Source organism: Bacillus sp. JJ1764, from assembly GCF_036962145.1.
In the GTDB taxonomy this organism is placed as follows: Bacteria; Bacillota; Bacilli; order Bacillales; family Cytobacillaceae; genus Neobacillus.
Genome location: NZ_JBALNY010000159.1, coordinates 1 through 2,998 on the forward strand (window position 1 = coordinate 1; position 2,998 = coordinate 2,998).

Here is a 2,998-nt window from a genome sequence, read left to right on the forward strand (position 1 = left end):
CAATATTAGTATTGAATCTGTAAGGAGTGATAAAATGCTCCAATTAAAAAATATCATTACCCCATGCAATTGCCTCATAACAGAAGAAACAACGCTTCAAGAAGCTATTGTCCTAATGTGCAGGAAGAAGTGGAATCTGCTTCCAGTGACAGACGCTAATCAAACATTATTAGGTGTATTTACTCGAAGCAGCTTACATCAAATGATCTCGAAAGAACGCCCACTTAACACTCCGATTAAATCATACATAAAGAAGCAGGTCGAGACTGTCAGGCTTGATACTCCATACGAAAAAATTCAACAACTTGTAAAAACCAGCAAGGTTGGTACCGGTGTCGTCATTGATGAGAAAAATAGAGTTGTCGGTATTCTGACGAAGACAGATGTCGTGATATCGTTACAGCACCAATTGGATAAAGTAGCTAATCTGATTAAAAAACTGGAGCATGCCGAAAATAAAGCTAGTTTCTTCCATCACCGATACCAAAAATCTGAAACTGCCCAATTTACTTGGAATCATATTCTAAGCATGGACTCCCGCATGGAAATATTAAAAAATAGCGGTGCAAAGGCAGCTAGAGGGAGGTCGACGGTACTTATTTGTGGAGAAAGCGGCACAGGAAAGGAACTGTTTGCCCATGCCATTCACAATGGAAGTCCCAGGAGCAAGGGGAAGTTCGTCGTGGTGAATTGTGCCGCGATTCCAGAAAGTCTACTAGAATCAGAGTTTTTTGGTTATGAAGAGGGGGCTTTCACAGGTGCAAAAAATAAAGGAAAACAGGGTAAGTTTGATTTAGCTGATGGAGGAACTTTGTTTCTTGATGAAATTGGAGATATGTCCTTACCCCTTCAAGCCAAACTGCTTCGTGTTCTTCAAGAACGGGAATTTTATCGCGTGGGTGGAATGAAAAGAATTAAAGTGGATGTCAGAATAATTGCTGCAACCAACCGAAATCTGGAGGAAATGGTGAAAGAAGGCACATTTAGAGAAGATCTCTATTATCGGCTAAATGTAATCTCTTTGCAGATTCCTCCCCTTCGTGAGCGGATATATGATGTGGATTTTCTTATAAATGAATTCATACATGAATTTAATCATGTCATTGGAACGAAGATTACAGGAATTGAGGAGCGAGCGAGAAAAGTGTTGCTTGCCTATGATTGGCCAGGAAATGTCCGGGAATTACGCAATGTATTGGAAAGAGCCATAACATTCGCTGAAAATAGAAAAATTAAATGGGAGGATCTTCCTGATTATGTAACAAAGCAAATTTCCTTAAAGGAACCGACAGAGAGGATATCGATGGTTGAACATGCAGAGCTTGAAACCATCAAGAAGGCACTTGTCCAGATGAAAGGAAATAAAGTGAAGGCAGCAAAATTGCTCGGGATCAGCCGCTCAGGATTATATGAGAAACTAAAAAAATACAATGTACCTATATAAAAGACAGGAAGTGTCCATTTATTGGACACATTTATGTATCTAGTAAAGGAAGTAAGTCGCAAAAAGTCACCAAATGCCCTTTTTAAGAATATTGGAACGATAATTGCATATGTAAGTGGTAGTGATGATCCTGATAAAACCGAAAAGAAGTTGATAAGTGAAGAATTTGCGTTGATAAAAATAGAAAAGGTGTTGATAGCCAGAGAATTTGCGTTGATAAAACAAGAAAAGTTGTTGATAGCTAGAGAATTTGCGTCGATAAACCGGAAAAGTCGTTGTAAAGCAAGAAAATCTTTGCAGAAATTTTCAATTAGGTTATTAAAAATAAGGACATCAAAAATACACATAAACGGAAGCGTTCACAAAAGGAGGACTAACAAATGAAACATCCATACCTAAACGAAGATCACGAAATTTTTCGGCAATCCCTGCGAAAGTTTTTAGAAAAAGAAGCATATCCCTTTTATGAACAATGGGAAGAGGAGCGGATGATTCCTCGTTCCTTTTGGAAAAAGATGGGGGAGCAGGGCTATCTTTGCCCAGACATCGATGAAAAATACGGCGGCAGTGAAGTTGATTGGGGCTTTTCAGTTGTAATCAATGAAGAACTTGAAAAAGTCGGCACAGGGCTAATCGGTATCGGACTCCACAATGATATCGTGGTACCTTATATTACCGCCTATGGTAGTGAGGAACAAAAGCAACGCTGGCTGCCACAGTGTGTGACTGGGGAGATTATCACCGCCATAGCGATGACGGAACCATGCACAGGATCAGACCTGGCTAACATCAAAACAACTGCCAAGCTCCAGGGTGACCATTATGTGGTAAACGGACAAAAAACATTTATCACGAACGGCATCCAATCAGACCTAATTGTCGTTGCTGTCAAAACGGACACGAACGCAGTACCTAAGCACAAAGGGGTCAGCCTGTTGGTGATCGAGCGGGACACACCTGGTTTTTCAAGAGGGAGAAAACTGAATAAACTCGGCCTCCATAGTCAAGACACCGCAGAATTAATCTTTGAAGATTGCCTTGTTCCAAAGGATAATCTTCTTGGCGAAGAAGGCAAGGGATTCCTTTATTTGATGGAAAAACTTCAGCAAGAACGTCTTCTCACTGCAATTGGTGCACAAACAGCTGCAGAAGTGATGTTGAAAATGACCATTGATTATGTAAAAAGCCGTGAAGCCTTCGGGAAGAAGATCAGTCAATTTCAAAACACCCAGTTTAAGATTGTTGAAATGGCGACAGATATCCAGATGAGTCGCGCCTTTCTCGATCAATTAATCGCTGAGCATATCGAAGGACAAAATGTGGTGACAAAGGTATCGATGGCGAAATGGAAGCTGACCGAGAATGCAAAAAAAGTTGCTGCCGAATGTTTGCAGCTGCACGGTGGCTACGGCTATATGGAAGAATACGAGATTGCGAGAAGGTATCGCGATATCCCAGTCTCGAGTATCTATGCCGGAACCAATGAAATAATGAAAACGATTATTGCGAAAAACTTAGGGCTATAAATTACAGTACGCTGGCGGGAATAACGAG

At 40.7% G+C, this 2,998-nt stretch carries 3 protein-coding genes; all 3 read left to right on the top strand.

Annotated elements, in window-relative coordinates:
* A partial coding sequence (locus tag V7083_RS19710; protein WP_335481120.1) for a sigma 54-interacting transcriptional regulator occupies positions 1 to 1,444 on the top strand: 1,444 nt, incomplete at its 5' end.
* Between the two features lie 21 nt (positions 1,445 to 1,465).
* Positions 1,466 to 1,828 carry a hypothetical protein gene (locus V7083_RS19715; RefSeq protein WP_335481122.1) on the top strand — a complete coding sequence of 121 codons (363 nt, stop codon included), beginning with the start codon at positions 1,466 to 1,468 and terminating at the stop codon, positions 1,826 to 1,828.
* Complete coding sequence (locus V7083_RS19720) at positions 1,825 to 2,970, top strand: acyl-CoA dehydrogenase family protein (protein WP_335481124.1); 1,146 nt, start codon at positions 1,825 to 1,827, stop codon at positions 2,968 to 2,970. The genes V7083_RS19715 and V7083_RS19720 overlap by 4 nt, the downstream gene beginning before the upstream one ends.
* Positions 2,971 to 2,998: the final 28 nt, after the last annotated feature.

Excerpts from the sequence above, each read along its gene's own strand:
- V7083_RS19720 (WP_335481124.1), top strand. The coding sequence starts at position 1,825 with ATGAAACATCCATACCTAAACGAAGATCACGAAATTTTTCGGCAATCC.